Raw genomic sequence first — 25,611 nt, 5'->3', positions numbered from 1 at the left:
ACGCTAACACTTCTTGATCAAAACGCCACCTGGGGCGGCCCCGGCTGTACCCGGTCAGCCCTCGCCGGCGGTGGGCTTTGGGTCAATTCAGGTCAGCGGCGTAACGCCGCAATAACTCCAGCGGGATCACCTCGAGGGCGCGCAGGTGGGTTCGGGTCATATGCACCCTGGGGGCCTGGTCGGCCTGCTGGGACTCCAGCCACCGGGCCGCGCACAAACACCAGCGATCGCCCGCCTTGAGGCCCGGAAAACCGAACTCGGGAACCGGGGTAGTCAGGTCGTTCCCACGCGCCTTCGAGAAGGCCAGGAAATCATCGGTGACCTCGACACACACCGTGTGGGAGCCTACATCCTGGGCGCCCGTGTTGCAGCAGCCATCACGGAAAAAACCGGTCCTGGGGCGTTCACTGCAGGGCTGCAGCGCCTCACCATAGACATTGAGGGATTGATCCATCTCCATCACATACTCCTTGGTCTGACCTCGTTCGCGTACTCTCTCGCGGAAAGGCTACAGCGCCACACCCTTGACTGGGGTTAGGCCTTAGACAACCGCTGGCCCATCATCTGGTGCACCAGGTTAACCGCCTGCAGCGGTCGCAGCATCACCTTGAAGTCGACGATCTGGCCCGCTTCATTACAGCGGATCATGTCCACCCCATTGATGTGAATGCCGTTGATCTCGGTCTCGAATTCCAGAACGGCGTTATCTCCACTGGCCACCTCCCGCAGATAGCGAAAACTGGGGTTGGCGAGTACTTGCATCGCCGCACCGAGGTAGAGGCTGGTGATCGGCTTTCCCTGCTGGGGGCTGTGCACGACCGGCGAATGGAACACCACCTCCTCGGCCAACAGCTGCTGCAAACCGGCAGGGTCTTTGCTCACCAACAGTTCGTGCCACTGTTTCAGGGTCTGCTCTATCATGGTTCCGCTCCTTCTTTAGTTATTTGTTATTCTGTTGTTTTGCTGTTCTGTAATTTTTAAACGCACGCCTCCCCGGGCGGGGTACAGGCTATCCTATTCCCGCCGGGCTGTCTGCCGTGCCCAGGATCAACCCGAGTAGATAAGGATCTCCCAGGGGGTAGAATTGATGATGATCTCACGCACCCCCTCGCGCGTTTCAGAGTCGAAAAAGTCGATCGGGTTGTAGTCGTCCGTCAGCACAATGGCCGGGGTGCCCGATGGGAATTCGAAGCGCCGGCCCAGATTGGCCTGCACCCCCTCACGGGCCATGGGATGGACGGAAAAACGGTTCAGCCGTTCCTTATCAAGGGGGCGGGGCGGTCCCTGGTAGGCGATCACGGCGAGATTCCCAAAGCTTAATTCGGGACCGGGTGAGAAGGTAGGGTAGATCTCCACCTGCTCGAACACCTGACGCAGGGTCTTGATCACCGACGCGCTCATATAGGTATCCCGGTGGAGCTCTCCGGCCAGGTTGATCGCCAGCATGCCCCGCTCGCCCAGACGCTTCTCGATCAACCCCAATGCCTCGACACTGAGCAGGTGGGCCGGGGTGGTATCACCGGTGAACACATCCATGACCACCAGGTCGTACTGTTTAGGGCTTTGGGTCAGGAAGTAGCGGGCGTCCTCCACATACCATTCACCCCGCGGCGTGGCACCAAAATACTCCCGGGCCATACGGTAGATGACCGGATCGATATCCACCACATCGGTCACCACCCCTTGCTGATCGAACCAGCGGGGAATCACACCCGCTCCCATGCCGATCACCAGCGCAGTCTCCATCTTCGGGTTCATCGCCCAGGGCAACAGCTGTAAAAAATAGGGGTACTCATAAACCGACTCGCCATTGCTGGCGTCCACTCCGCCCTGCACAAGGCCATCAATCAACAGCTCCCGCACACGCTTGGCACCAAAGCTGTAGTCCACCACTTTGACACTGCCGTAGTGGCTATCGACGCTGGCCACCAGTTCAGCCTGAGTGCCGTTGGCCATGGTCACCCGAGGCAACTCCTGCCTGGGCTGCATCCACAGCAGCAGAGGCAGCAGCAGCAGGGGCCACAACCCGCGATAGTGACGCGTCGCCAGCAGGTAGCCGGCCCCCAGCAACACCAGCAACAACCCCACCACCTGAAAGATGCGATCAACCCCCATCCAGGCAATCAGCACAAAGCCGGTCAGAGCCGTGCCCGCCACCGATCCCAGGGTGGAGATGGCGTAAAAGCTCCCCACCGTGCGCCCAAGGCTGTTGAGCTCACGGGCGGCGATGCGGACCAGGTAGGGGGAGACAAACCCCAGCAAAAACAGGGAAGGGCCAAACAGCAGGGTGGTGCTGACAAAGGAGCCCAGCCGCAACCCGAGGGGGACGCAAAACTGCAATACCGGGGCTTTTAAAATCGGGATCCAGAGTACTGCGAGCCCCGCCAACAGGATGATGGCGTACAGATTATGGGCCTCGCCATAGCGGTCCGAGAGCCAGCCCCCCACGGCATAACCGAGGGCCAGCGAAATCATGGTCACCGCGATCAGGGAGGTCCAGATAAACAGGCTGACCCCAAAGAAAGGACCTATGACCCGTGACCCCAACACCTCGACCACCATGATCAGTGCACCACAGAGGATGGCGGTGAACAGCAGGAAGGCGATAAACCAGCGCGAGTGTTGGGAGTGAGTTGGCACGGTCAGGGCTCCAGGTGGGCGGCAACAAACAGCGATTATGCCACATCCCGGGGCTTATTCATGTGACCTGGATGGATGGATCAGAAAACGCCTGGAGCCGTATTATCGTCTCTGCTGCTTGCACTGGTACATCAGCTGGTCGGCGTCATTCATCAGCTCAGCTATCCCCTCATGCCGGGCCACATCGAACCCCACAACGCCATGGGAAAAGGTCACCTTATAACCACGCCCTGCGTCATCAAACCTCTCGCTCACAGCGGTCCTCAGTTTAGCCACCACCCCATGGGCCAGCGCCTCATCGGCGTTGATCAACAACACCACAAACTCATCCCCGCCCAGGCGGGCAAACAGATCCGTCACCCGGAAGCTGCGCCGGAGCTGTTCGGCAAATTCACTGAGTACCCGATCCCCCTCCGCATGACCAAAGCGGTCATTAATCGGCTTGAAGTGGTCGATGTCGAGGAAAACCAGGGTCGCCGGGACCTGCTGGCGCAAACACAGATTAAGGGTATGCTGCCCCAGCTGCATAAACCCCCGCCGGTTGGAGATACCGGTCAGTTCATCCATGGTGGCCAACTCCACCGCCGCCAGCTCCCGCTCGACCATCGCGGCCAGGTCCGCCAGAGTCTCCTGCTGCTCCGCATCCAGGTTGCGGGGCTCCTTGTCGATCAGGCAGAGAGTACCCACCCGGCTACCGTCGATGGCCTTCAATGGACAGGCCGCGTAAAAACGAATATGGGGCTCCCCCACCACCAGCGGGTTATCAATGAAACGCTGGTCGTGGGTGGCATCGGGTACCATAAACAGCTCATTACTGAGGATGGCGTGCGCACAGAAGGAGACATTCCGAGGCGTTTCGTCCACCTCCAGCCCCACCTTTGACTTGAACCACTGGCGTTCGCTGTCCACCAGGCTGACCAACGCGACCGGTACACCAAAGATCCGCTTCGCCATCCGGGTGATGCGGTCAAAGCGCTGCTCCGGGGGGGTATCCAGCACGCCCAAGCGGTTAAGTGCCGCTATGCGCTGTGGCTCATCCTTAGGAATATTCGCTGCTTTCAAGCCTCTCTCCAGTACTAACAATCGGGCTCCAGGCGACCACCGTAGTCCCTCGCCAGCCCCCCAACTATAGCACTCCCTGCAGCCGACTCATCCAACACAAAGTACGGCCCCATTAACGGGGTGATCCTATTGTTATCCTGCCACGTAAAACGGTTAAAGACCCGACCGGTTTAATCCGGGAAGTCATCACAATGAAACCAACCTCTGTAACAGTGAAACCAGAGTCTCTTTCATACCATTGTCCATTGGAGTAACACCGAATGATTTACTGTGATCTGGCTATTGTGGGGGCGGGCACCGCCGGCTGTTTCCTGGCCGAGCAGCTCAGCCAGCAGGGCTACCGGGTTGCGCTGGTTGAGAAGAGCCGAGGAGTGGGCGGCCGCTGTAGCCGTCGCGGGCTGCCAGACGAGCAGAGCGTGGACCTTGGGGCATTCAGCTTCAGGCACAACTCCGGTCTACTGACCCCTGACCTGCAGCGCTGGCAACAGCAGGGAGTATTACGCCCCTGGCACCACAGCGCAGCGACCCTTGAGTCACCCGAGGCGCTCAGGCGCGACACCCAGTGGTGTGGAGTCCCTTCCATGAACAGCTGGCACCGTAAGCTGTGCACCCAGGCTCGGGTGATCACCGGGGTTAAGGTCGAGAAGCTGGCGCGCCGGGAGGGGCACTGGCTATTGCTGGATGCGGAGGGCTGCGCCCCGGTTCAGGCCTCCTCTGTGGTGGTCACCACACCGGCCCGCCAGGCGCTTTCGCTCTACCCCTGGGATAATGAGTGGTTGGCCCTGATCCGTATGGCCAGTGAGCGGACCCTCTCACAGTGGGTATGTGCCCTGCTTACCGACCGCACCAACCCCCAACTGGCAGACCGATATTCAGGATCGGACCCCCTATTGGCTGAGGCGATTCGCGACAGCAGCAAGCCGGGCCGGGACAGCAAGGATTCCGAGCTGTGGATGCTGCATGGCCAGAGTGGATGGAGTGCGTCTCACCTGCAACTGCAGCCGGAGGAGGCCGGCCAACAGCTGCTGGAGCGGTTCCAACAGCTCCTCTCCCCCCGCGGTAACCTCCAGCTCCTGAGCAGCCATCGCTGGCTGCTGGCAAGGCACCGGGGGCCGGGCGTGGCAGCAGGCCACCTGTTTAACCACCAGCTACAGCTGGCCCTGTGTGGTGACTGGCTGGTGGATGACCCACATATCGACGGTGTCGAAGCCGCCCTGCTGAGTGCACAGTCGCTGACACGCTCTATACTGAACCCATCTCACTCTGGATGCGCCGCATGACCGAGACTCAACCATCCCCTCCCGCGCCCCCCATCAGGGTGGGTATCAGCTCCTGCCTGCTGGGGCACGAGGTACGCTACAACGGTGGCCACAGCCAGTCACGGCTGTGCCTCAACACCCTCAGCCACTACTTCAGTTTCACCCCCTTCTGCCCCGAAATGGCCGCCGGGCTGGGAACCCCGAGACCGGTGTTACGCCTGGTCGGCGACCCCGACCAGCCGAAGCTGGTCTACACCGACCATCCCGAGCAGGACCTCACCCAACAACTGCAGCAGGGGTATGCCAACCAGCTCGATCAGTACCACCAACTGGATGGCTATATCCTGATGAAGAACTCCCCCAGCTGTGGGCTTGAGCGCATCAAGGTGTACCAGCCCAACGGCCACCCCCATATCAACCGCGGGCGCGGCCTGTTCGCGGCGGCGCTGATCGACCGCTACCCGCGGCTACCGGTCGAGGAGGAGGGTCGCCTGAACGACCCCCACCTGCGGGAAAACTTCATCCTGCGGGTCTATGCCCACTACCACTACCGCCATGAGGTGCTGGCCAACCCCAGTTACCACCGGCTGCTGCAGTTCCACAGCAGCTACAAGTATGTGCTCATGGCCCACTCCCAGGTGTTCTACAAACAGCTCGGACGGGAGCTGGCCGAAGCCCACCGGGAGCCACTGGATGAGGTACTGGAACGCTATTTCAGCCAGCTGATGGAAGCCCTCTCCACCCCCGCACGCCGCAAGGGGCACACCAACGTGCTGCAACACCTGCTGGGCTACCTCAAGCGCAGCGTTGAGGGCGAGGCACGCCAGCAGATTGCGGAGGTGATTGACCGTTATCGCGAGGGCAAGATCCCGCTGATCACCCCCTTGACCCTGCTGCGCCACTACATCGACCGCGAGAGCAACGAGTACCTGCGCGCCCAGCGCTACCTCGAGCCCTATCCGGAAGACCTGGGTCTCAGCAACCGTTTATGAACCTGGTCTGGATTCGCAACGACCTGCGGCTCGACGATCACCCAGCCCTCTACCATGCCTGCCAACAGGGAGGGCCGGTGCGGGTCCTCTACTGCATCACGCCAAAGCAGTGGCAGGAGCACCAAGAATCAGCGGCCAAGCTGGCCTTTCGTCAGGACGCGCTCAACCACCTGGGGGAGCGGCTCGCCGAACGGGGAATCGCGCTGGACAGCCTTGAGGCTGACCGCTTCGACGCGCTGCCCCATCGCATCGCCGACTACTGCCAGGCGCAGGGGGTTACCGCCCTCTGGTTCAACGGCGAGGTTCCTGTCGACGAGCGCCTGCGGGACCAACAGGTGACCGCCGCCCTGCGCGCACTCGGTATCGCTTGCCATGAACAGCCCGCGGACCTGATCTTGCCGAAGCCGGTACTGAACCAGCAGGGCAACTTCTTCAAAGTGTTCACCCCCTGGTACCGAACCTGGCTCAGGGGAGTCGAAACCCTGGGCCAGTGCACCCTGCCTGAGCCCCCTCCGGTTGCCCCGCCGCTACCGGTGCCTTCCCCCCTCAGGTTACCCGGCACTGGCCCCTACCGCAGTGATCTCTGGCCAGCCAGCGAGACACAGGCGCTGGCCGAACTGCATCATTTCCTGCAGGACCGACGCGGCCGCTACGGTGAAATGCGGGACATCCCCTCGGTCAACGGCACCAGTCGCCTCTCCCCCTATCTCGCCAGTGGATTGCTGAGCCCGCGCCGTTGCCTGCAGCTGATCCAGCAGCACTCAGCGGTCGATGGCGGTGAGTGGCGCGAAGACCCCTGGCTGCGCGAGCTGGCCTGGCGCGAGTTTTATCGTTACCTGATGATCGGTTTTCCCCGCCTCAGCCGTAACCAGCCCTTCCTGCTCGCTACCGGAAAGCTGCAGTGGGAGGAGGACGAGACCGGGGTGCTCGCCTGGCAGCAGGGACAAACCGGCTTCCCGCTGGTGGACGCAGGGATGCGCCAACTGAAGCAGACCGGTTGGATGCACAATCGACTGCGGATGTTGACCGCCAGCTTCCTCTGCAAACTGCTGCTGGTCGATTGGCGGGTTGGGGAGCGTTTCTTTATGGAGCAGCTGCTGGACGGCGATTTCCCCTCCAATAACGGCGGCTGGCAGTGGAGCGCCTCCACCGGCTGCGATGCCTCGCCCTGGTTCCGGATCTTCAACCCCACCCGCCAGTCGGAGCGCTTTGACCCCGAGGGGCACTTTATTCGTAAGCTGGTGCCCGAACTGGCCAGCCTGGATGGGCGCCAGATCCACAACCCCCCGGCGCCCGTTCGGCAGCAACTCGGCTACCCGGCACCCATCATCGATTACCGCCAGTCCCGGGAGCGGGCGCTGGAACGGTTCCGAAGCGCGACCAGGCAGGACTAAAGCAGCCCCGAGTCGTGCAACCGCTCCCTGATCCCCTCGGCGAGGCGCCGGTAGCCCTCGGCGTTGAGGTGAATCGGGTCAGACTTGAGGGAGGGGGTGCGCAGCAGATCCGCCACCAGCTCCTCCTCGAAGAGCACTCCGTACTGCTGCGCCAGCTCCGCGTAGAGGGGGGCGCTGTCAGAGAACAGGCTCTTTTGTGGTACCCCCACCAGCAGTACTGAGATACCCCGGGCCTGGGCCGCTTCGATCATGGCCGCCAGGTTGTCGCGGATCTGCGACACCGGACGGCTGCGCAGGATATCGTTGCCCCCCTGCAACAGAATCAACAACTCCGGCTGCACCTCGTCGAGCAGCGCAACGAGTCGCTCCCGCCCCTGCGAGGTCTCTTCCCCGGAAACCCCGCCATTGACCACCCGGCGACCGGTCAGGCGTTGCAGCTGGGCAGGATAGGCCTGGCGCTCGCCACCGGCCCCTACCCCCTCGGTCAGGCTATCACCGAAGGCCAGCACCACCGCATCGGCAGCCAGCGGCGGGTTGTCCGGGCCACCACAGCCAGCCAACCACATGGAGACAAACAGCAAAAGGAGTAGGCGGAGCATCACGTAAAAGGGAGTCATAGAGAGAAGATGGTGCCGGTAAGAGGAGTCGAACCTCCGACCTGCGCATTACGAATGCGTTGCTCTACCAACTGAGCTATACCGGCACTGGAGGCTGAGTGTAGCAAAACGTTCCGCCGCTGTTCCAGCGTCTCGATCCCTCCTGCAGCGGGGCATTTTTCTTCCTCGGGGCAGTAGCTGCACTTTGCTCATAAGAGCCTGAATAGAATTCAACCGCCGCCAGTCAGCAATCCGCAAAGGCTGTGCTATGATAGGCGCCCCTCGGACCCGGGCACCTAAACCGGTCGCTTCCAAGAGCGGCTTCCCCGGCTTCAAGGAAAGGGAACACCCCGCTGTTCATCACTTCGCAGTCAACAAGCGTCGGCCGGATTGAGCCTGCCGGAACGCACGAGGATCGAGCCAACATGGCCACTACGTCTCTAGAAAAAAGCAAGATCAAATTCCTGCTGCTTGAGGGGGTGCACCAGAGCGCCGTAGATAATCTCAAGGCAGCCGGTTACACCAATATCGATTACCTCACCACCTCGCTCCCCGATGAGGAGCTCAAGGCGCGCATCGCCGATGCCCACTTTATCGGCATCCGCTCGCGCACCCAGCTCACCGAAGAGATCTTCGACGCTGCGAAGAAGCTGGTCGCTGTGGGCTGCTTCTGCATCGGTACCAACCAGGTCGACCTGAACGCGGCACGCGAGCGCGGTATCGCCGTCTTCAATGCCCCCTATTCCAACACCCGCTCCGTTGCTGAGCTGGTGCTGGCCCAGGCGATCCTGCTGCTGCGCGGCGTGCCCGAGAAGAGCGCGCTGGCCCACCAGGGGGTGTGGCTCAAGAGCGCCAAGAACTCCTACGAGATTCGCGGCAAGCGACTGGGCATCATCGGCTACGGCAGCATCGGTAGTCAGCTCAGCGTGCTCGCCGAGGGGCTGGGGATGGAGGTCTGCTTTTACGACGTCATCACCAAGCTTCCGTTGGGCAACGCCAGCCAGATCAACAGCCTCAATGAGCTGCTGGCGACCAGCGATATCGTTACCCTGCACGTTCCCGAAACCCCTGCCACCCAGGACATGATCGGCGCCGAACAGATCGCAGCGATGAAGGATGGCGGCATTCTTATCAACGCCTCCCGCGGTACCGTGGTGGATATCGACGCGCTGGCTGCAGCCCTTAAAGAGGGCAAGCTGCTGGGCGCCGCGATCGACGTATTCCCGGTGGAGCCCCGCTCCAACGACGAGGAGTTTGTCTCCCCGCTGCGCGGCCTCAACAACGTGATCCTGACACCCCACGTGGGCGGCAGCACCATGGAAGCCCAGGCCAACATCGGTGTCGAGGTAGCGGAGAAGCTGGCCAAATACAGTGACAACGGTACCTCCACCTCATCGGTCAACTTCCCCGAGGTGGCGCTGCCGACCCATGCCGGCCAGCACCGTATCCTGCACATTCACCGCAATATTCCCGGCGTCATGGCCTCCATCAACCGGGTTTTTTCGGACAACAACATCAACATCTGTAGCCAGTACCTGCAAACCAACGAGAAGGTGGGCTACGTGGTAATCGACGTTGATGCGGACCAGAGCCAGATCGCGCAGGAAAAACTTCAGCAGATCGAAGGCACCATCCGCTGCCGGGTGCTTTACTAAGCGCTCCGCGCAACCACAAAAAAGCCGGCTCGCATGCCGGCTTTTTTGTGCGTTAGCGGCGGGTATCAGGAAACGCTGAGCCCTTCGATCACCGCCTCGGTCAACTCGTCGGTCACAAACTTGGTGAGGGAGGCGTCAGCGCCACTGCGGCTTGCATTCTGTGAGCTGATCTCACCCGCCAACGAGGTGTGGAGGAGAATGTAGCTGGACGAGAGGTCCGCGTCCTTACGAATCTCCTTGGTCAGGGTGTAGCCGTCCATCTCCGGCATTTCAATATCGGAGATAATCATATCCACATGCTTACCCTCGGTTTGGCTCAGGCTACGCAATTTCTCCAGCGCCTCCTTGCCGTCACGGGCCAGGTAATAGGGTACGCCGATGGTATCCAGGGTACGGGATATCTGCTTACGGGCCATGGCCGAGTCATCCACCACCAGAATACACTTCTGCTGCAAGGCCTTAAGGTGCGCCTCATCCAGCTGGCGGACATAGCCTCCGGCAATATCCTCCGGAGGCGTCACCTCATTGAGCACCCGTTCAACATCGATGATCTCCACCAGCTCTTCACCGATTCGGGTTACCCCTGTGATGTAGCTGCTGCGACCACTGGCAGCGGGTGGCGGCAGGATATCTTTCCAGTCGCAGCTGGCAATGCGATCGACCTTGCGCACCAAAAAACCCTGTATCGAGCGGTTGAACTCGGTGATCACGATCGATGCAGACTCCTCGACCGCATCCTTGAGCGGTGCCTTACCCACCGCCGCCGAGAGGTCGATGACCGTCAGCGGCACCCCCCTGAGTTTGGCGATCCCGATCACCGCGTGGTGGGAGTAGGGGATCTGGTTAAGCGGCTCATAGGGGATGATTTCGCGAATTTTCAGCACGTTGATGCCGAACGGCTGGCGTCCATTGAGTTGGAACAGCAACAGCTCCTGACGGCTACCCTCAGCCCGTGTACGATCATTCTGCATCAAACGACTCCACTGTGTTCACTCTGCAATACTGCCCCTAGTATAACCGTTGACCTCGACTCCACCACCCCTCTCCAGGATCAGGTTTTGTGATAGCCATTGCAGGTAACGCTTTCGCAAGGGAATTGATTCGTTGGCCAGGTGGTGTCCCGCTCCGGCAAGCGTCAACACCCGGGCCGCTGGAAACAGGCGCTGGTAGGCACTGAGGTTAAAGCGCCAATCGACCGTGTGGTCCTCGTCCCCCTGCACGACCAGCACCGCTAGCGGTGAAGGGCTAGCCGCCAGCATATGGGGAATCCATCTGGCCAAAGCCCCCACCCAGGCCACCGGCAGGGTGCGGGGCTGCAGTGGGTCCTGGTGACGGACAAACTGCAGGAAAGCATGGTCACTGCTGTTGTCTGAATAACTGCGGGGTATCGCTTTGACAAAGGGGCGAAGCAGGTAATGGGCCACCCGCGCCAGCGGCCAGCGGTGGGGCCTCAGCAGTGGAGCCAGCAGCAACAGCTGGTCAAAGCAATCGCGGCCCTCCCCCAGCGCCCAATCGGCCAGGATGGCTCCGCCGGTGCTCTGCCCCATACCCAGCCAGGGCTTTGGCAGGGCGGCGCGCTCGGCGCTGCTGATCAAGGTTTTCAGTACCGACCGGTAGTGCCCAAACTCGTCAATGGAGGCACGCTCACCATCGGACAGGCCGTGACCCGGCAGGTCAAAAGCCACCACCTCGACCCCATTTTCCAGCAGAAAGCGAATCAGGTGGCCATAGAGTCCAACGTGATCGTAGTAACCGTGGAGAAGAAAGCAGCTGGCGCTCACTCGCTGGGGGCGAAAGCGGTAGAGGGCGATCCTCTGGCCCTGGTGGTCAAGATAGCCGACCGACTGCTGGACCCGCTCATCTGTAAACAGGATGCCGTAGAACTGCAGGCAGGCCTGCTCCAACGGCGAGGGCACCAACCAGGTTTGCAGGTCGAGGGGGCGCAGCTGCTCTCGCATTTGCTGCAGCTGCCTGGCTCGTTCCTGATAGTCCCGGTTTGCTTCCATGCGACCTCCTTCGCCTCTCTATTAACCCGCCTCTTATTGGCCAGGCTCAGGCGCTCTCTTGCGACAGAGCCAGCCGGCGGGCTCGTTTCCCATCCAGTCCCAGTAGCCAAAGGGGTGCCATGATGATCAGCATGCCCAGCAGGCTGTATAGGTCAGGCACCTCACCAAACCCCAGCACCCCGATCAATGCAGCAAACAGCAAGCCGCTGTACTCCACCGGTGAAATGGCGCTGGCATCGGCCAGACGAAATGCCAGTAACGCCAAGCCATTGTAAGCCATGATCAGCAGGTTACTCAGCAGTGCAACCCACAACAGCTGGAGGCTTACCGGCTGCCACTCCAGGCTGGCCAGCAGCAACAGGGGAACTATCGACCACACTGTGGTCCAGAAGAGTGCGGTGACCACCGTCTCCTGTGCCGGCAGTCGCTTGAGCGTGACCAGGCCAAAGGCAATACTCAGGGCACAGCCCAGCCCCGCAAGCGCGGCCCAGTTAATCTGGGTAGGGCGTAGCAACACCAGCACGCCCACAATGCCCAACAGGGCGGCTCCGACCCGCAAACCGGTCAACCGCTCTCCCAGCCAGATCGCCGCCAATGGCAGCACCATCAGGGGGGCGGTGTAAAACAGGGAGGCCGCCGTCGCCAGGGGAAGGTTGACCAGCGCATAGACCATACAGCCTCCTCCCAGCGCCATGGAGAGACCACGCCAGAAGTGCAGTGGCATGGCCAGGGTACACCTGTGTGATGGAGTGAGGACGAGCATCAGGGGCAGCAACAGCAGTACACCGATCACCTGGCGCAGCAGCATAAACTGAAAAGCGGGAACATCGGCATCCAGAACCTTGATGGCCGCATCCGAAAAAGCCGCCACAAAATTACCCACGACCAACAGTACGATGGCCAGTACCAACTTATTCTGAGGGGGCATCAACGTCTCCGGCGGAACAATCAGGGGCCCACTATAGTAAGAGACTGCCCTAGACAGAACCGGTTTTTGTCCCCATTAGTCCAGCGCAAACCCGGCGTCCGCTCCCCTCTCAGGGGCACTGCGTGCCAGGGTCTCTTCGGCACCGGTCAGGGGCGCTGGTAACGCACGCGAAGGCCGTGCTCCATGGAAGCCAGTATCTCCTCGACGTGTATCTCCAAAGGAAAAAAGCAGCCTGATACTTTGGCCCCTTTGAAACTGGCCCCGTTGAGGTTGGTACTGGTGAAGTCGATTCCCCTAAGGTCGCTGTTGCGAAAATAGCATCCCGACATATCCAGCCCTGCCGCTACCATGCCTCGCAGGTCCAGCCCCCGCAGGTCGGCACCGCTCAAGTCACCACTGACGCCCTGGCTGCGTTGCTGGTTAAACGCCTCGATCTTCTCATCGCGCAGAAGCTGGTAGAGGGGGTCATCCTTTATTTGAGGGGTTCCGCTGGCCATTACACACTCCCGTTTGATCGTTTCGGCTTCCTTACTACAGACCTTTTTCAGGCAACTGTAAAGTCGGTTTGACGGTTGCCTCCGTGATTTCAGCCTATCCCGGGGACGGGGGTACCCCCTAAGGTTGCATCATCGGGGTCAATGCTGTTACACAGGAAGCTTTAACACGCTGGAGAAACCTGACCCATGGACCAACAAACCGAAATCGAAGCGGCGGTCTTGCGCCGACTTATCCAACACCTGGACGAACGCAAGGATGTCCAGAATATCGACCTGATGAATCTCGCTGGCTTTTGCCGCAACTGCCTCTCAAAGTGGATGGTAGCCGCCGCCCAGGAGCGCGGGGTAGCGCTCGATTATGAACAGGCACGCGAACGGATCTATGGCGAACCCTACGCGCAGTGGAAAGAGAAGCACCAACGCGAAGCCAGTGCTGAGCAGCTGGCCGAGTTTGCCAGCAACCAGCCCAGGGATTAAGTCAACCTCATCCACACCAGACCGGTAGCACCGCCCCACCGGAAGGAGGGCCGGTGCCTGCTACCGGGTCTATTTCTGGGGATTAAGGATACCGATAATCTCTCGGGTTGTGTCGAGGACGTCCACCACGGTGTTTTCGATCTCGACCGACGAAACCCCCTTGTCCTCATCACGCTTGATCACGGTTCCTCGCTCGTAAAGATCCGCCGGCAGGGTTCCCCCCACATTGAGTTTCTTTTGCCAGCCAGGAGGCAACGGCTCGCCCCGAGCCACTTTTTTCTGTAATCCGGGAGGCAGCTGGCTGTGGCTGCTCTTACCCCGGCTACTTGACTCATCGTCGTCGTAACGCTTGCGTTTGTCCTTTTTATCGTCGCGATCATCATCGTCGTCGTAACGTTTGCGCTTGTCCTTTTTATCGTCGCGATCCTCATCATCGTCGTAACGTTTGCGCTTGTCTTTTTTATCGTCGCGGTCATCATCGTCATAATCCTTACGCGTACGATCTTTCTCACCCTTCTTGCGATAGCGTTCCTCGGCCTCTTGACGATCACGCTCCTCATAGCCCTGCTGATAGCCTTTCGACTTTTTCTCCTCTTTAGCGATCGCAGGAGCGGTCAACAGGGAGATGGCCATCCCCAGCACTGCCCAGCCTTTTATTCCCATCTTCATCATGCTCTCCTCTGGTTACCCTTTCCTGAACGCCACCTCAGGCACTGGCCCGCTCGACCTCGCGTTCGAGATCGGTCAGCAGGCGCAGCACATCGCGGCTGGCCTGCTCCATTTTAGACAAATATCCGATGCAGTCCTGACCCGTGCCGGTCTGGTGGGCATCGAGCGCCGAAAGTCCATTCTGGTGGACGGCGGCGTGAGGCTTCTCGAGGGCGCGGAATGCGTTCAGGTGGCGGAATTTAGTGCTTCCTTCCCCCTCGTAATACCATTTGCCGAGCCGGCACAGGGTGTGGTCCGCAAACTGGTCGATGCTCTTGTTGGACATCCCCAGCATCACCTGGTAAACCTCCAGTTTCCAGACAATATGGTCCAGTTTTACCGTCAGCAGGAATGAGGTGTCGGTATGCTGGGTAATGACCCGGTACATCTGCTGGGACAGATCGACAATCTGGCTACTGATCTGATGGGTTTCAGTGGTGCGCTCACTCACCGCCTGACTCTGTTCACCGATGTGGCTTATGCCCGAGGCCACTTCATCCATCTCCTGGTTGACCTGCTCCACCAGCGCCGAGATCTCATTGGTTGCCTCGGCTGAACGTTGAGCCAGGGTGCGCACCTCATCGGCCACCACCGCAAAACCTCTACCCTGTTCTCCCGCCCGCGCCGCTTCAATGGCGGCGTTCAGTGCCAACAGGTTTGTCTGTTCCGAAATACCTCGGATCATTGCCAGGAAGCTATTGATGCCCGATGCCGCCTGCTTGAGTTTGTTAGTTGACTCAATCGTAGACAGTGCGTTCTTGTGGATCACCGCCATCGACTCATCGGTGATCACCAAAGACTCCATCACCTTATCGAACAGCTGTACCGACTGCTGGAACTGATCCCGGTGTGTTCTCAGGTCCGTTGCCGAGTCCGCCACCTCCATTCGCACCTCGTTAACCAGGTCGGAGGAGCTTAGCCAGAGCTGGTTCATCTCCCGCTGCTCCGAGATGGTGGACTCCGACGAGACCATCGACTGCTCGACCTCCATCTGCGTCGCCTGGGCAGCCGTCAATTGCTCACGCAGCTGATCAATCTCGCGACGCTGCTGCTCGATGGTGCTCGACGCCTCTTCCAAACGGCGTTTCGATACAAATGGCATTGCTGTCTCCTTCAGGGGTGGGCCAGGGCACTGCCCGATGTCCCGGGCTCATGATTCATTCATACTCCTATCATAACCCAACCGCTCAGCCAGGCTATTGAAATGAGTCTATCGGCCGCGCCGGCCAAAACTTAATGTGCGCCAACGCAATAGAGGTGGGTATCCGCCCAGTGAACCGGGTCTTGAAGGGGGTTGGCGGCCCCGGAACGGGCCGCCGGCGAGATCCGCGGCTAGCCCAGGGAGATACCGAGGGCGGCGGCGGCCTTGGCCACAAACTTCATGGTCTGCTCTCCCCCGACCAGCAACTCCTTCTGACCCTGGCTGCTGGAGAGTTCTTCCCAGCCGGCCAGGACGTTTTCCGGTGTCTGCTGCTCTGGCGCCAGGTAGATTCCGTCGGTCTCGTAGATACGAGCCTGGGCATAGCCCCCAGCCCCGGCGCAGAGAATTTGACGGGAGCGCGCCTGCTCGCAACAGAGCACCAGTAAGCCCGCGGTCACCGACTCCGGCGTCATCAGGTCCAGCACACGCGGATCAGGGATGATATCCTCGGTCATCCGGGTGGCGGCCGTCGGTGCCAGGGTATTGGTATGAATGCCATACTTGGCCCCCTCCAGATGCAGGGTGTTCATCAAACCGACCAGAGCCATCTTGGCAGCTCCGTAGTTCGCCTGGCCAAAGTTACCGTAGAGTCCACTGGAGGAGGAGGTCATCACGATCCGGCCATATTGCTGCTGGCGCATAATCTCCCACACTGCCTTACAGCAGTGAACCGCCCCCATCACATGGACCTCCATCACGGCCCTGAAGTCCTCCAGCTCCATCTTGGCAAAGCTCTTGTCGCGCAGGATACCGGCATTGTTGACCAGAATATCCACGCGCCCCCAGGCATCCATCGCCTCGGCTACCATGGCGCTAACCTCCTCCGGGGAGGCCACATTCGCGCCATTGGCGATCGCTTCTCCCCCCTGCTCCCGGATCAGTGCCACCACCTCTTCGGCGGCCGCCGATGAGCGGCCACTGCCATCGCGCGCCCCACCCAAATCGTTCACGACCACCTTGGCTCCACGCCCTGCCAAGGCCAGCGCATGGGTACGTCCCAGGCCATTACCGGCACCGGTTACAATAGCCACCCGGCCATCAAATCGAATACTCATCTTGTTGTTCTCCCCGCAATTAGTTGTCGTTTGAGGTGATCATCATGGTGAGCCACTCGGCGATCAAGGCGGGCTTGGATTGCCCCTTGATCTCGATTGTGATCTCGTTTTTAAACAGGAACTGGCCGGGGTTCTTCTCGGTTACCTCCAGCAAGCGGGAGTGCAGCCTGACCTCGCTGCCGACCGTGACCGGCTGCAGGAAACGCAGCTTGTCACAACCATAGTTGATCCCCATGACGAGATTCTCCGGCACGATCCCCACCGATTCGCTCAGGTGCGGAATCAACGAGAGGGTCAGAAAGCCATGGGCAATGGTGCTTCCGAAGGGGGTAGTCGCCGCCCGTGCCTCATCCACATGGATAAACTGATGATCCAGGGTCGCCTCGGCAAAGGCGTTGATTCGGGCCTGGTCGATACAAAACCAGTCGGAGCTTCCCAACGCCTTTCCAATGTATTCTGGCAGCTGTGCCGCCGACACCTGTTGTAGCATGCCTAGTCTCCTCGTAAATGGTTGATCCCCCGCATGCTGCTACGGCCGACTACAGCAGACAACCACTATCACTCGGATGAATAGTTCAAACGAACAGGCAACGGACGGGGCCGTTTCAAATCTCCCCTTCACGTTTCAATTGACGCCAGGCATTCTCCAGCTGGCTCATCAGCTGGTAGGTGTCGGGGCGCTTCCTCGATAACACAAAATAAAGGTTGTAGGTGGCCAGCGTCTCATACTCCAGGTAGCCCGTTATGTTCGAGTCAACCTGGCTTTCAAAGGGGCCCCGGTAATCGAGCAGGTAGTCGATACGATCACTGGTTAACATCCTGGCTGCCTGGGAGCGAATGCGAACAAAAACCGGTTCGATGCCACTGGCCGGATCCTGAATCCTCTTCATCCAGCCGCCATAGCTGTAGCCGAAATAGACCCCGACCTGCGAGCCGGCTAACTGGTCCAGGTGACTGATTGGGGGTTTACCGGGCTTATGGTAGGCGCGCAGCTCAATCGTGGAGACCACCGTTTTGCTGGAGAGGGTGTTGTGTGCCATGAGTTCGAAGGTATCCAGCCCGATCCAGAGGTCGATGCGCCCTTCGGCCAGGCTTTTCTCCATTCGCCTGGGCGGAAAATAGACAGGGTTCAGCTGATAGCCGGCGCGTTGGGTGACCTTCCGTGCCATCTCTATGATGGTGCCCTGGGCCTGCCCCCGGGCATCTGTGAAAAAAAAGGGGGGAAACTCCACATAGCCCATGGTCAGAACCGGCTCAGCCCGCACCGGCACACAGAGCAGCAACAGGGTGAACAGCAACAGAGAAAGCAACGCCTGACACAACCCTGCGCGCCCCCTCGCTTGTTTACCCCCTTGCACCCTCTTTCCAGGCATGGACATCCTCCTTCAACACTCCCAGCCTTCGGCCTTCCTAGTCCGACGAACATGGCGCCATCATAACCTCCCGGCACTACCCACCACCATGACCCGCGTCAAGCGGTCTCATATGGGCTACAGGCACCCCGCTTCGCCCCTGGCAGCAGCCCGCAAGGGCGCCTCTCTCTACCTGAATGGCTCGCCGCCGGTGTAAACTCATAATCAGGATCTGGCTGCCAGTTCGCCAACCCCGGAGGGAGCCCACTTCATGATGCTGTTTGCCGAGAATTTTTCCACCCTGTTTGCCGACGCGGCGCTCTGGTTGCTGCTGGGGCTCCTGTTTGCCGGTGCCCTCAAGGTGTGGATGCCAGCCCACTGGCTGCAGCGGCACCTGGCCCGGGAGGGTGGCCGCTCGGTGGTCAAGGCGGCCCTGTTAGGGGCACCGCTGCCACTGTGCTCCTGCGGTGTTGTGCCTGCTGCCATGGGCATACGACGAGCAGGCGCATCGCGGGGAGCGACCGTCTCTTTCCTGATCTCGACTCCCGAAACCGGCGTCGATTCCATTGCGGTCACCTACGCCCTGCTGGGGCCCCTGATGGCCGTCGTGCGCCCCATTGCCGCCCTGGCCAGCGCCATCACCGCCGGCCTCCTGGCCGGCCCTGAAGAGCCCAGCTCTGCCCCCGTTGCCAGCTCCAGCTGTTGCAGCAAGGGCGATTGCCAGGGTCCCGCAACGGATGCGCCGCTGGGTCGGCGACTGCTGCAGGGGCTGCACTTCGGCTTTGTCGAGATAGCCGAGGAGATTGCGGGCTGGATGCTGGCGGGACTGGTGTTCGCCGCGGCAGTGGTCACCTGGGTCCCACCCGACACCATGAGCCAGTGGGGCAGCGGCCTGCCGGCGATGGCCTTGATGATCCTGATCAGCATTCCCATGTACGTCTGCGCTACCGCCTCCACGCCCATCGCGGCGGGGCTGATGGTGGCGGGGATTTCGCCCGGCACCGTGCTGGTCTTTATGCTGGCCGGCCCAGCCACCAACATTTCAACCATTGCCCTGGTTCGCAGGGAACTGGGGGGGCGTGCGCTGGCGGCCTACCTGGGGGGCGTCATAGGAACGGCCGTGCTGTGCGGCCTGGGGTTGGATGCCCTGCTGGATCACCGCCTGCTAACGGTCACCACAGCGTTTGAGGCCGCCCCCCCGGTACCGGTCGCTATCAATCTGGTCGCTTCCGCCCTGCTCGCCCTGGTCTTTGGGCGTGCGCTGTGGAGCCTGTGGCGAAAGCCCTGGGCCGGAGCGGCTATTTCTCCAGATAGTCGTTGATGATGCTATCGAGGGTGCCATCCTGGCGCATCGAGTCCAGCGCTGACTGGAGTGCCTCAACCACCCCATCCGGCGTCTCCCGATTCAACCCCAGGTAGAGATCCACCTGGTCGAAAGTCAGTAGTGGCTTGATCCCGATGACCTTCTCCTGACGGGCAAGATAGCGCCCGGAATAGCTGTTGGCCGCCCAGAGATCAATTTTGCCGCTGGCCAGCTTATTGGCATTGAGGTGGTCGGCCACCGCCTGTTCCACCTTGAACCCCTGCTCCAGCAGATAGTCGGTCAGCGCATCCCCCTTGTACCCCCCCACCTTGTAGCCTTTGGCATCTTCAAAGGAGTTGAGTTGGATGTCGCTGCCATCCCGAGCAAAGAATACCCATTCATCGGGGGCCAGCGGGCCGACCCATTTGAACAGCGGACTTCGCTCATCGCTGCGCACCATGGAGAAGACCCCAAAGCCTTCATTTTCCAATGCCTTCTTGTAGATCCGCTCCCAGGGAAAGCGCAGGGTCATCTTATGGCCCACATTGGCGCGTTTGAATAACTCCTGCACGATACGCACCGAAATGCCATCGATGTCACTCTCTTTGGCGTAGTTACTGCCGTTGACAGCAAAATTGTAAGGCGGGAAGTTTTCGGTCTGGAGTGAAAGCGTGTAATTCGGCGGAACCTCAGCAACCGCCGTTACCGCTACCCAGAGCGTCCCCCAAAGAGCCCAAGCCAAACGCTTCATGATTCCCCCACTATCCCTGTTGATATCACGTGATCTTTTGATTGTTATCAGGTTGTTGTACCCCTATTGAGAATTCGCATCAACCGACCCTTGCTCTCAGATACACAAAGCCAACAGAGCGTCGCCCCAAAAACAGGCGCCCACAAAAAAGGCGGCCAGGGCCGCCTTTTACTGCTGTTTCCCGACCGCCGTCAGGCGATACGCGGATCCAGCTCGCCGCTCTGGTAACGCTCAAACATGCGATCAAGGCTATCGACCTTGATTTTGGAAGCGTTACCGGCGGTGCCAAAGGCCTCATAGCGCGCCAGGCAGATCTCGGTCATCGCCTTGGTGGTCTCTTTGAGGTACTTGCGGGGGTCAAATTCAGAGGTGTTCTGGGCCAGGAAGCGACGCACCGCCCCGGTAGAGGCCAGGCGCAGGTCGGTATCGATATTCACCTTGCGAACCCCGTGCTTGATCCCTTCGCAGATCTGCTCAACCGGCACCCCGTAAGTCTCCGGGATCTCTCCACCAAACTCATTGATCACCTTGAGCCACTCCTGGGGCACAGAGCTGGAGCCATGCATCACCAGGTGGGTGCCAGGAATACGCTCATGGATCGCCTTGATGCGATCGATCGCCAGGATATCGCCGGTGGGCGGGCGGGTGAACTTGTAGGCGCCGTGGCTGGTACCACAGGCGATGGCCAGGGCATCGACGCCGGTCTGCTTGACGAAATCTGCCGCCTCATCGGGATCGGTCAGGAGCTGGTCGTGGCTGAGGGTACCCACGGCACCGACCCCATCCTCTTCTCCGGCCTGCCCGGTTTCCAGCGAGCCTAGGCAACCCAGCTCACCCTCGACAGAGACCCCACAGGCGTGGGCCATCTCCACGGTACGGCGGGTTACGTCGACGTTGTACTCGTAGCTGGAGGGTGTCTTACCGTCGTCCATCAACGAACCATCCATCATCACCGAAGAGAAGCCCAGCTGGATCGAGCGCTGGCAGACGGTGGGTGAGGTGCCGTGGTCCTGGTGCATGCAAACCGGGATATGGGGAAACTCCTCAATCGCAGCCAGGATCAGGTGGCGCAGGAAGGGGGCGCCTGCGTATTTACGCGCGCCGGCGGAGGCCTGCACAATCACCGGGCTGTCGGTACGGTCGGCCGCTTCCATGATCGCGCGCATCTGTTCCAGGTTATTGACGTTGAACGCCGGTACGCCGTAACCGTACTCGGCGGCGTGGTCCAGCAATTGGCGCATGCTTACTAAAGCCATGATGATTCCTCAAACTGTCGAAAAAAGAGAGCCGCAGGCGCTCTGCCTGCGGCGATAATCCAGAACGGAAGGCGCGTTAACCCCGCGCACGCTCCTCAAGTATAGCCACAGCCGGCAGGGTTTTGCCCTCGACGAACTCGAGGAAGGCGCCACCTCCGGTGGAGATGTAGGAGACCTTGTCGGCGATCCCGTACTTGTCGACCGCGGCCAGGGTGTCTCCGCCGCCAGCGATCGAGAAGGCGCTGCTATCAGCAATCGCCATCGACATCGCCCGGGTTCCCTCACCAAACTGATCAAATTCAAACACCCCGACCGGGCCATTCCAGATGATGGTGCGCGCTTTTTTGAGCGCCTCGGCGAAGAGCTCGGCGGTCGCTGGGCCGACATCAAAGATCATATCATCTTCGGCCACCGCCTCTACGGACTTCTGCTCAGCGGCCGCGGTTTCGGAAAACGCCTTACCGGTCACCACATCCACCGGCATGGGTACATCGACCTTCTCCAGTAACGATTTGGCCTGGGGAATCAAATCCTGTTCGCACAGGGACTTACCCACCGGCTTACCCGCCGCCGCCAGGAAGGTATTGGCGATGCCGCCGCCCACGATCAGCTGATCCACCACGGTGGAGAGACTTTCCAGCACCGTCAGCTTGGTAGAGACCTTGGAACCGCCGACTATCGCTACCAGTGGACGTTGGGGGTTATCCAGTGCCTTGCCCAGAGCCTCGAGTTCAGCGGACAACAGCGGTCCGGCGCAGGCCACCGGCGCAAATTTTGCCACCCCGTGGGTAGAGGCCTGGGCACGGTGAGCGGTGCCGAAGGCATCCATCACAAAGATGTCGCAGAGGGCGGCATAGGCGCGGGAGAGAGTCTCGTCATCGCTCTTTTCACCGTTGTTAAAGCGCACGTTTTCCAGCAGTACCAGCTCGCCGTCGGCGATCTCGACACCCGATAGATAGTTACTCTCCAGGCGAACAGGGCAGCCCAGCAGGGTGGACAGGTGGTCCGCGACCGGCGTAAGGGAGAACTCAGCAGCGGGCTCGCCCTCGACCGGCCGGCCCAGATGGGACATCAGCATCACGCGGGCCCCTGCATCAAGGGCGTGGCGGATGGTCGGCAGGGCGGCGCGAATACGGGCGTCCGAAGTGACCTTGCCATCTTTTACCGGAACGTTGAGATCTTCACGGATCAGTACTCGCTTACCCGCCAGATCCAGTTCACTCATCTTAATTACGGACATCACTCAGTTCCTTTATTGGTCGGGCCCCTGGGGCCATTCAAGAGGTGGGAGGTATTTCGCCTAGGGCCGCGGTCAGCCAATGGGCTGTCACGTCCAGCATACGGTTGCTGTAGCCCCACTCATTATCAAACCAGGCCACCAGCTTGACCATGCGATCGCCACACACCCGGGTCTGGGTGGCGTCGATGGTGGCCGAGTGGCGATCGTGGTTGAAATCTACCGACGCCAGCGGTTCGTCGCTGAAGCCGAGCAGACCCCGGAGGGAGCCCCGGCTGGCATCCTGCAGCAGTCGGTTCAGTGCGGTGGTATCGATAGCGCGCGACAGGTTAAGGGTCACATCCATCAGCGATACGTTGCTGGTGGGCACCCGCATGTGCAGGGCCTGGAAGCGATCCGCCAGCTCCGGCAACAGACGCCCGATTCCGAGGGCCAGGCCGGTATCGACGGGGACGATGGACTGCATTGCACTGCGCGCCAGGCGCAGGTCGCTGTGGTGGCGCGAGTCGATTACGGGCTGGTCATTCATCGCCGAGTGGATGGTGGTGATCATGCCCTGTTCAATACCCAACTGCTCGTGCAACAGGCGCAGTACCGGCACGATACCGTTGGTGGTGCAGGAGGCGTTGGAGACCACCCGCTGCTCGGCGCCCAGTACCGCTTCGTTAAAGCCAAACACCACGGTGGCATCCACCGCTCCGGCGGTCGGCCGTGAGATCAAAAGACGGCCGGCACCACTGTCAAGGTGGCGCTGGCCGTGGAGACGATCCGGGCAGGTGCCGGTACACTCCAGCACAAGATCCACCCCCAGCTCTCGCCAGGGCAAGCGCGCAGGGTTCTCTTCGTTGAACACCCGAATCAGGTCGCTGCCGATCAACAGGCCATCATCACTCTGCTCCACCGGCAATGGAAAACGTCCGTGGGTGGTGTCGTAGCGGGTCAGGTAGGCGATGGTCGCCAGATCCGAGAGTTCGTTGATCGCCACCGGCTGCAAACGGTCGCGGTAGCCGCACTCGTACAGTGCACGCAGGATGCACTGGCCGATGCGGCCGTAACCGTTGATCGCGATACGGTAGCTCATCGGTCGACTACAGCAGCTCCTCGGCGATACTGACCAGGTTCTCGACGGTAAATCCGAACTCCCGGAACAGGTCTGCGGCGGGGGCGGACTCGCCAAAGCTGGTCATACCCAGTACCCGGCCGTCAAAGCCGACGTACTTGTACCAATAGTCGGCGTGGCTGGCTTCGATCGCTACCCGGGCAGAAACCTCCAGCGGCAGAACCGACAACTTGTACTCTACCTCCTGCTCCTCAAAGCGCTCGGTGCACGGCATGGAGACCACCCGCACGCGGGCTCCTTTGGCGCGCAGCTGCTCGGCGCCGGCCAGCGCCAATTCAATCTCGGAGCCGGTGGCGATCAGGATCAGCTCGGGGGTGCCCTCGCAATCGCTAAGGATGTAGCCACCGCGGGCCACGTTAGCCAACTGCTCGGCGTCCCGGGGCTGGTGGGGCAGGTTCTGGCGCGAGAAGATCAGTGCAGAGGGGCCATCGGTCCGCTCAAGGGCACTCTTCCAGGCCACCGCCGACTCGACGGTGTCACAGGGGCGCCAGGTGTTCATGTTGGGGGTGGTGCGCAGGCTGGTGAGCTGCTCGACCGGCTGGTGGGTCGGTCCATCCTCACCCAGGCCAATGGAGTCATGGGTGAAGACAAAGATACTGCGTTGCTTCATCAGCGCCGCCATACGTACGGCGTTGCGGGCGTACTCCATGAAGATCAGGAAGGTGGCGCCGTAGGGAACAAAGCCACCGTGCAGGGCGATACCGTTCATGATGGCGCTCATGCCAAACTCGCGGACCCCATAGTAGAGGTAGTTGCCACTGGCATCCTGCTTGCTGATCCCCTTGCACCCGCTCCACAGGGTCAGGTTGGAACCGGCCAGGTCGGCGGAGCCGCCCAGCAGCTCGGGCAGCAGGGGGCCGAAGGCGTTAAGGGTGTTCTGCGATGCCTTACGGCTGGCGATGGTGGCACCCTCCTGCTGGCACTGCTCGATATAGGCCTGGGCCTTGGCAGAGAAGTCGGCGGGCAGTTCACCACGGCTACGGCGCAGGAACTCGGCGGCCAGCTCCGGGTAGGCCTTTTGGTAAGCGGCGAAGGCCTCATTCCAGCTGGCTTCGCGGGCCTCCCCTGCGGCTTTGGCGTCCCACTCGGCATAGAGCTCGGCGGGCACTTCGAAGGGGCCATACTCCCAACCCAGGCGCTGGCGGGTGAGCGCGATCTCATCGTCACCCAGGGGAGCACCGTGACAATCCTCTTTCCCCTCTTTGTTGGGGGAGCCGAATCCGATAATGGTCTTGCAGCAGATCAGGGTGGGCTGCTCAGTGTTAGCGCGGGCCTGCTCCACCGCGGCGGTGATCGCCTCGGGGTCGTGGCCGTCAACTGCGGGAATCACCTGCCAGCCATAGGCCTCAAAGCGCTTGGGGGTGTCATCGGTAAACCAGCCCTCGACCTCACCATCGATGGAGATGCCGTTATCGTCATAGAAAGCGATCAGTTTGCCGAGGCCCAGGGTACCGGCCAGCGAGCACACCTCGTGGGAGATCCCCTCCATCAGGCAGCCGTCGCCCAGGAATACATAGGTGTTGTGGTCGACGATCGAGTGGCCATCGCGATTGAACTGCGCCGCCAGCGCTTTCTCAGCCACCGCCATACCCACCGCGTTGGCGATTCCCTGCCCCAGGGGGCCAGTGGTGGTTTCCACTCCGGGCGCGTAGCCATACTCGGGGTGGCCTGCGGTCCTGGAGTGCAACTGGCGGAAGTTTTTCAGATCCTCGATACCGAGGTCATAACCGGTCAGGTGCAACAGGGAGTAGATCAGCATGGAGCCATGACCGTTGGAGAGCACAAAACGGTCACGGTTGGCCCAGTTGGGGTTAGCCGGGTTGTGCTGCAGGTAATCGCGCCAGAGCACCTCCGCGATATCGGCCATGCCCATCGGGGCTCCGGGGTGTCCACTTTTGGCTTTTTGCACGGCATCCATACTCAGGGCGCGGATGGCATTGGCTCGCAGGCGACGGGAAGACATAGGGGAGGCTCCTGTAGGGGGGATTACGGTAGCACCGTAGGGTAAAAATTGGGGCGGTATTTTCTCCTTTATTGCTGCCAGCGGCAATGAATTGCTCAAAAAAATCACAGTTTTTACCCGGCTTTCTGCTGCCCGCCCCCGATTTACACCACCACAGAA

General features: G+C 60.7%; 25 protein-coding genes and 1 tRNA gene. 6 read left to right on the top strand and 20 right to left on the bottom strand.

What is annotated here, in order from left to right; all coding sequences use genetic code 11:
• Nucleotides 1–82: 82 nt before the first annotated feature.
• The 4 genes from D0544_RS12895 to D0544_RS12880 form a co-directional block, all read right to left on the bottom strand.
• A complete protein-coding gene (locus D0544_RS12895) occupies nt 83–460 on the bottom strand; it encodes a DUF2237 family protein (RefSeq protein WP_125016777.1) in 378 nt (125 codons plus the stop codon).
• Between the two features lie 74 nt (nt 461–534).
• Nucleotides 535–921, bottom strand: coding sequence for a nuclear transport factor 2 family protein (locus D0544_RS12890; protein WP_125016775.1), 387 nt, complete (start codon nt 919–921; stop codon nt 535–537).
• 126 nt (nt 922–1,047) lie between these two features.
• Complete coding sequence (locus tag D0544_RS12885; RefSeq protein WP_125016773.1) at nt 1,048–2,640, bottom strand: fused MFS/spermidine synthase; 1,593 nt, start codon at nt 2,638–2,640, stop codon at nt 1,048–1,050.
• A gap of 102 nt (nt 2,641–2,742) precedes the next feature.
• Complete coding sequence (locus D0544_RS12880; protein WP_125016771.1) at nt 2,743–3,702, bottom strand: GGDEF domain-containing protein; 960 nt, start codon at nt 3,700–3,702, stop codon at nt 2,743–2,745.
• Nucleotides 3,703–3,962: 260 nt separating this feature from the next.
• On the opposite strand from D0544_RS12880, the gene D0544_RS12875 reads away from it, so the two are divergent.
• Genes D0544_RS12875 through D0544_RS12865 form a run of 3 tightly spaced genes read left to right on the top strand, consistent with a single transcriptional unit; the run spans nt 3,963 to nt 7,347 of the window.
• Entirely contained in the window at nt 3,963–4,982 is a 1,020-nt protein-coding gene (locus D0544_RS12875; protein ID WP_125016769.1) for an NAD(P)/FAD-dependent oxidoreductase, read from the top strand.
• Nucleotides 4,979–5,953: a YbgA family protein gene (locus D0544_RS12870; RefSeq protein ID WP_125016767.1), complete on the top strand. Its 975-nt coding sequence runs from the start codon at nt 4,979–4,981 to the stop codon at nt 5,951–5,953. The genes D0544_RS12875 and D0544_RS12870 overlap by 4 nt, the downstream gene beginning before the upstream one ends.
• A complete protein-coding gene (locus tag D0544_RS12865; protein ID WP_125016765.1) occupies nt 5,950–7,347 on the top strand; it encodes a cryptochrome/photolyase family protein in 1,398 nt (465 codons plus the stop codon). Before D0544_RS12870 ends, D0544_RS12865 begins: the two co-directional genes overlap by 4 nt.
• On the opposite strand, the gene D0544_RS12860 is transcribed toward D0544_RS12865, so the two are convergent.
• Nucleotides 7,344–7,946, bottom strand: a complete 603-nt coding sequence (locus tag D0544_RS12860) for an arylesterase (RefSeq protein ID WP_125016763.1) — start codon at nt 7,944–7,946, stop codon at nt 7,344–7,346. The genes D0544_RS12865 and D0544_RS12860 overlap by 4 nt on opposite strands.
• A 28-nt stretch (nt 7,947–7,974) precedes the next feature.
• Nucleotides 7,975–8,050: transfer RNA gene (locus D0544_RS12855), tRNA-Thr, on the bottom strand.
• Between the two features lie 318 nt (nt 8,051–8,368).
• On the opposite strand from D0544_RS12855, the gene serA reads away from it, so the two are divergent.
• Entirely contained in the window at nt 8,369–9,598 is a 1,230-nt protein-coding gene (serA, locus tag D0544_RS12850) for a phosphoglycerate dehydrogenase (protein WP_125016762.1), read from the top strand.
• Nucleotides 9,599–9,663: 65 nt separating this feature from the next.
• On the opposite strand, the gene D0544_RS12845 is transcribed toward serA, so the two are convergent.
• From D0544_RS12845 to D0544_RS12830, 4 genes are all read right to left on the bottom strand, one after another.
• Nucleotides 9,664–10,569, bottom strand: a complete 906-nt coding sequence (locus D0544_RS12845; protein WP_125016760.1) for a chemotaxis protein — start codon at nt 10,567–10,569, stop codon at nt 9,664–9,666.
• Nucleotides 10,570–10,587: 18 nt separating this feature from the next.
• Nucleotides 10,588–11,604, bottom strand: a complete 1,017-nt coding sequence (locus tag D0544_RS12840; RefSeq protein ID WP_125016758.1) for an alpha/beta hydrolase — start codon at nt 11,602–11,604, stop codon at nt 10,588–10,590.
• Between the two features lie 46 nt (nt 11,605–11,650).
• Nucleotides 11,651–12,532, bottom strand: a complete 882-nt coding sequence (locus tag D0544_RS12835) for a DMT family transporter (protein ID WP_125016756.1) — start codon at nt 12,530–12,532, stop codon at nt 11,651–11,653.
• A 146-nt stretch (nt 12,533–12,678) separates the two neighbouring features.
• Nucleotides 12,679–13,029: a pentapeptide repeat-containing protein gene (locus D0544_RS12830; protein ID WP_125016754.1), complete on the bottom strand. Its 351-nt coding sequence runs from the start codon at nt 13,027–13,029 to the stop codon at nt 12,679–12,681.
• A gap of 186 nt (nt 13,030–13,215) precedes the next feature.
• On the opposite strand from D0544_RS12830, the gene D0544_RS12825 reads away from it, so the two are divergent.
• A complete protein-coding gene (locus tag D0544_RS12825; RefSeq protein ID WP_125016752.1) occupies nt 13,216–13,506 on the top strand; it encodes a DUF1244 domain-containing protein in 291 nt (96 codons plus the stop codon).
• Nucleotides 13,507–13,575: 69 nt separating this feature from the next.
• On the opposite strand, the gene D0544_RS12820 is transcribed toward D0544_RS12825, so the two are convergent.
• From D0544_RS12820 to D0544_RS12800, 5 genes are all read right to left on the bottom strand, one after another.
• Nucleotides 13,576–14,175, bottom strand: coding sequence for a hypothetical protein (locus D0544_RS12820; RefSeq protein WP_125016750.1), 600 nt, complete (start codon nt 14,173–14,175; stop codon nt 13,576–13,578).
• A gap of 37 nt (nt 14,176–14,212) precedes the next feature.
• Nucleotides 14,213–15,316 (bottom strand): methyl-accepting chemotaxis protein, encoded by a 1,104-nt coding sequence (locus D0544_RS17420; RefSeq protein WP_125016749.1) that lies wholly within the window; start codon nt 15,314–15,316, stop codon nt 14,213–14,215.
• A gap of 230 nt (nt 15,317–15,546) precedes the next feature.
• On the bottom strand, nt 15,547–16,470 hold the full coding sequence (locus D0544_RS12810; RefSeq protein WP_125016747.1) for an SDR family NAD(P)-dependent oxidoreductase: 924 nt from the start codon (nt 16,468–16,470) through the stop codon (nt 15,547–15,549).
• Nucleotides 16,471–16,489: 19 nt separating this feature from the next.
• Nucleotides 16,490–16,960 carry a MaoC family dehydratase gene (locus tag D0544_RS12805; RefSeq protein WP_125016745.1) on the bottom strand — a complete coding sequence of 157 codons (471 nt, stop codon included), beginning with the start codon at nt 16,958–16,960 and terminating at the stop codon, nt 16,490–16,492.
• A gap of 115 nt (nt 16,961–17,075) precedes the next feature.
• Nucleotides 17,076–17,843 (bottom strand): substrate-binding periplasmic protein, encoded by a 768-nt coding sequence (locus tag D0544_RS12800; protein ID WP_164880926.1) that lies wholly within the window; start codon nt 17,841–17,843, stop codon nt 17,076–17,078.
• A gap of 250 nt (nt 17,844–18,093) precedes the next feature.
• Between D0544_RS12800 and D0544_RS12795 the strand changes: the two genes are divergently transcribed.
• Complete coding sequence (locus D0544_RS12795; RefSeq protein WP_125016742.1) at nt 18,094–19,143, top strand: SO_0444 family Cu/Zn efflux transporter; 1,050 nt, start codon at nt 18,094–18,096, stop codon at nt 19,141–19,143.
• Here D0544_RS12795 and D0544_RS12790 read toward each other — a convergent pair.
• From D0544_RS12790 to tkt, 5 genes are all read right to left on the bottom strand, one after another.
• Nucleotides 19,121–19,876, bottom strand: coding sequence for a substrate-binding periplasmic protein (locus tag D0544_RS12790; RefSeq protein WP_207905876.1), 756 nt, complete (start codon nt 19,874–19,876; stop codon nt 19,121–19,123). The genes D0544_RS12795 and D0544_RS12790 overlap by 23 nt on opposite strands.
• Nucleotides 19,877–20,067: 191 nt before the next feature.
• Nucleotides 20,068–21,132, bottom strand: coding sequence for a class II fructose-bisphosphate aldolase (gene fba, locus D0544_RS12785; protein ID WP_125016738.1), 1,065 nt, complete (start codon nt 21,130–21,132; stop codon nt 20,068–20,070).
• Between the two features lie 76 nt (nt 21,133–21,208).
• Nucleotides 21,209–22,372 (bottom strand): phosphoglycerate kinase, encoded by a 1,164-nt coding sequence (locus D0544_RS12780; RefSeq protein WP_125016737.1) that lies wholly within the window; start codon nt 22,370–22,372, stop codon nt 21,209–21,211.
• Nucleotides 22,373–22,409: 37 nt separating this feature from the next.
• Nucleotides 22,410–23,450 carry a type I glyceraldehyde-3-phosphate dehydrogenase gene (locus D0544_RS12775; RefSeq protein ID WP_125016735.1) on the bottom strand — a complete coding sequence of 347 codons (1,041 nt, stop codon included), beginning with the start codon at nt 23,448–23,450 and terminating at the stop codon, nt 22,410–22,412.
• A 7-nt stretch (nt 23,451–23,457) separates the two neighbouring features.
• Nucleotides 23,458–25,452, bottom strand: a complete 1,995-nt coding sequence (gene tkt / locus D0544_RS12770) for a transketolase (protein ID WP_125016733.1) — start codon at nt 25,450–25,452, stop codon at nt 23,458–23,460.
• Between the last annotated feature and the right edge of the window lie 159 nt (nt 25,453–25,611).

The sequence above is a fragment of the Aestuariirhabdus litorea genome (genome assembly GCF_003864255.1).
In the GTDB taxonomy this organism is placed as follows: domain Bacteria; phylum Pseudomonadota; class Gammaproteobacteria; order Pseudomonadales; family Aestuariirhabdaceae; genus Aestuariirhabdus; species Aestuariirhabdus litorea.
The sequence above is the reverse complement of the archived record's forward strand: the minus strand, read 5'-3'. Positions and strand labels throughout refer to the sequence as shown.